The sequence below is a fragment of the Lactobacillus sp. HBUAS51381 genome (assembly GCF_012641095.1).
Classification (GTDB): Bacteria; Bacillota; Bacilli; order Lactobacillales; family Lactobacillaceae; genus Levilactobacillus.
Genome location: NZ_JAAVSC010000067.1, coordinates 1 through 3,141, shown reverse-complemented (window position 1 = coordinate 3,141; position 3,141 = coordinate 1). Strand labels below are relative to the sequence as shown.

Here is a 3,141-nt window from a genome sequence, read left to right as displayed (position 1 = left end):
GACACCTTTGCCTTCGGCTCGTGGTTCCGACTACTACGGCCCACAGCGGATTTTCACCGCCTAGTTAGCGCCCATGCCGGGCGCACAACAAAAAGGACCTGCGGCAAACGCCCAGATCCTGTATAGAACAAAATTAAATGGCTAAATTCTGAATCGGCGAGCGGCTTAATCAACCACTAACACACTCGTCTTGGAATTGTGCACCACATAACTCGTGGTGGATCCCATGATGGCCCGCCCTAAACCGTGCGCACCAGAACGGCCAATTACCGTCAGGTTCGTATTAAGCTCTTCGGGTAAGGTTACGGCAATCGTGGGCTTTGGTAAGCCGGTCTTGAACCGCGTTTCCACGGGAACCCCGGCCTCTTTAACTTCTTCAACGGCGGTATCCAAGAACTTCGATGCTGCTTCCTTGAAGTGCGTCACAATTTCACTGCCAAATTCCGCGCCGTAGTGGGCATAGGTCTGATCACTAGCGACGGAAACGATGAACAGCTTCGATCCCAGCTTTTGGGCCAATTTGGTTGCCTCCACCAGTGCTTTATGGGCGTTCTTGCTCCCATCCATTGGTACTAAGATCCGTTCATACATCATATCCCGTCCTTTCCATATTAAACCATCAATGTGGTATCGCTTTCAACACCTTTATCATAGCAATAAATACCGCGGGTTGGAAGACCAATGCACAAATTTTCACGAGAATTTTAGGGTTCCGGGCAAATGCTTAGCCGATTCTCATTCTCGCTTTCTTCCCGGTTTGTGGTAAGATTAACCAAATAACTGAATTAGAAGGATGGTTTCCACAATCATGAAAAAGTTTTTACTGGGCGCCCTGGGATTACTTGCGTTAACCCTAGCCGGCTGCTCGAACAATCAACTCACCACTAAGAAATCGACGTACCGCCCAACCGCCCTTACGGCAGTGGTTAAGGGAACGGCCGATGCCAAACACGTGAGCTACCAAATAGATAATGGTAAGAAACAATCCGTCAAGGTCAACAGTGGCGCTTATTTCTTCCAGGTTCCCGCTGCGACTAAGGACCAGACCGTCAAGATTACGGCTGGGAGTGCTAAGAAGACGATTACCGTCAAGAAAGTCAAGGCCTTGGGCACCTACAAGACCCTAGCCGCCAAATACAACCAAATGGTCACGGCGACCTACTTGCCAACTAAGGTCCAAAAGCAATTACAGTCGGCCCAAAAGAATCAGGTAGCTACTAAGAAAAAATTAGCGGCACTGGCGAAGACTGACCCCACCGCCGCAGCCGCCGCTGCCCAACAGCAACAAGCCGCCGCTAAGCAGTTACAGACTGAGATGCAGACGGCCAAACGTAAGGCCAAGGACAGCCTACTTCCGACGACCACTAAGGATGGCGTCAAGAACCTGACGACGACCAAGTACACCACGGTGCGGGCCAACGTTCAGAACGGTAAATTGATGGGACTGGCCATGATCACCCCCACCAAACAGATGAAGACCAAGACCGGTCAGAAGAAGTTCGGGACGACCTTTGCTTTACTGGGAACCACGTTGAAGGCCAAACCCAAGTACGTCATCAATAAGTTCGAAAAGGTCCTGAAGGATGCCAAGAAGAACAGTTCATCCACAACGACCAAGACCATCGAATCCAACCATATCCGCTTCAACACCGGTTTCTCTACGGATCACCTCTACATTTACATGACGCAGGGTTAGTCACTGTCCTGCTGACCGATTAAGCGGCGATCACCCTCACCGCCCACAAATGGTTCGGCATTTTTGCCGAACCATTTTTTAGCCGCCCATACTAACCGGTTTCTCATGGACTCATCTCGTCAATCCCGGTTTAACGCATGTTATCACCCTTTTTGGGTACTCTCCAGCGGGCAGTTAGCGTATACCCTAAACCAGATAACAAACTGAATTGGCCTAACTCCCCCGCTCTAAGGGCAATTATTTTCATCCCTAGCAATCAGGCCGCATAATGACGGTATGCTGATGTAGTGAATAGCAACGGCAGTTTAGACGAGAAATGTTTGCTAGACCGGCTAGATTCGTTTTCAAGGGGGAGTTATTATGCAAAACGAAGAAAGAGTATTTGAGAATTTCTTGCGACAGTATCGCGAAATTTTTCGGGTGTTGATCAATGCGGCAGAACAAATCACGGGGCAGTATTCGGTAAGCTTTGAACAATACCTGTTGTTGAAACAAATTCACGAGCAGCGCAACATTACGCTGAGTGAATTAGCCGATACAACACGGACGACGCGATCGGCCGCTGCTCGGAAGTTGCGGGCACTGTTATTGGACGGCTTTGTTGAACAGGAAGCCAAGATGGATGATCGGCGGGTTAAGTATCTTCGCCTGACCGACAAGGGGACCACCGTGGAACACGATATTCACCAAGCCTTTTTGCAGAGCGCCGAAACCTGGAATCAGATTCCGACTAGCCTGACACCCGCGGATATTACCGACTTCTTTACCCAGTATCAACAAAACATTGCGGTCTGGGATCGGACACGGCCGAAGTTTCAGCGGCCAGTGCTCAATGCTAAGCGACGGGTCGATTAGCACCAGACGTAACGATTGGCTTAGTTAAGAACAGCATTAAATCATAGCGGGAGTCGAATCGTGCGGTTCGACTCCCGTTATTCTTACGTCAATTACCGCCGAATAAATTCGGCGGCTTGTCGCTCACGTGTCATCCGACACAGTAGTCTAACGTTCGATCGGAACTCCTACTCGTAGTGGCAACATCGTCGGGTAATTGACGGCTACCCGTTTAACTACCAGGTTTACCCAGTAGTTGTTACTTTTTTGATTTTGGGATGTTTGACCCCGTCCAACCATTCTTGGCCCAGCATTGCGATATTCATAGCGCCTAATCGGTCATCATTAGATCGATACTGGCACTGCTGGCACTGATACTCGTGAATGTCGTGATGCCGATTGGTTTTCGCAATCAGACCACACTTGGGGCAACGTTGGGAGGTGAAGACAGGGCTTACCTTTAACACCCGACTTTGAGCGGCCTGAGCCTTGTAGGCCAGGAAAGTTTCCAACTGATAGAATGCCCAGGAACGGTGACTATTTCTCAGTGATTTAGGCAAGTCATCAGTGTTGAAAGTCACATTCGTCAGATCTTCCAGGACAAAGAGCGT

4 protein-coding genes are annotated in these 3,141 nt (G+C 49.6%); 2 read left to right on the top strand and 2 right to left on the bottom strand.

The genetic code is table 11. From position 1 onward, the window contains the following. Positions 1-165: 165 nt before the first annotated feature. On the bottom strand, positions 166-594 hold the full coding sequence (locus tag HEQ50_RS12450; protein ID WP_334427157.1) for a universal stress protein: 429 nt from the start codon (positions 592-594) through the stop codon (positions 166-168). Between the two features lie 214 nt (positions 595-808). On the opposite strand from HEQ50_RS12450, the gene HEQ50_RS12445 reads away from it, so the two are divergent. Together HEQ50_RS12445 and HEQ50_RS12440 are read left to right on the top strand one after the other, a co-directional pair. Next, entirely contained in the window at positions 809-1,696 is an 888-nt protein-coding gene (locus HEQ50_RS12445) for a hypothetical protein (RefSeq protein ID WP_168900817.1), read from the top strand. A 360-nt stretch (positions 1,697-2,056) separates the two neighbouring features. Further along, positions 2,057-2,551, top strand: a complete 495-nt coding sequence (locus HEQ50_RS12440; protein WP_168900816.1) for a MarR family winged helix-turn-helix transcriptional regulator — start codon at positions 2,057-2,059, stop codon at positions 2,549-2,551. Between the two features lie 224 nt (positions 2,552-2,775). Here the strand turns inward: HEQ50_RS12440 and HEQ50_RS12435 are convergent. Further along, on the bottom strand, positions 2,776-3,141 hold a 366-nt coding region (locus tag HEQ50_RS12435; RefSeq protein ID WP_168900815.1), incomplete at its 5' end, for a zinc ribbon domain-containing protein.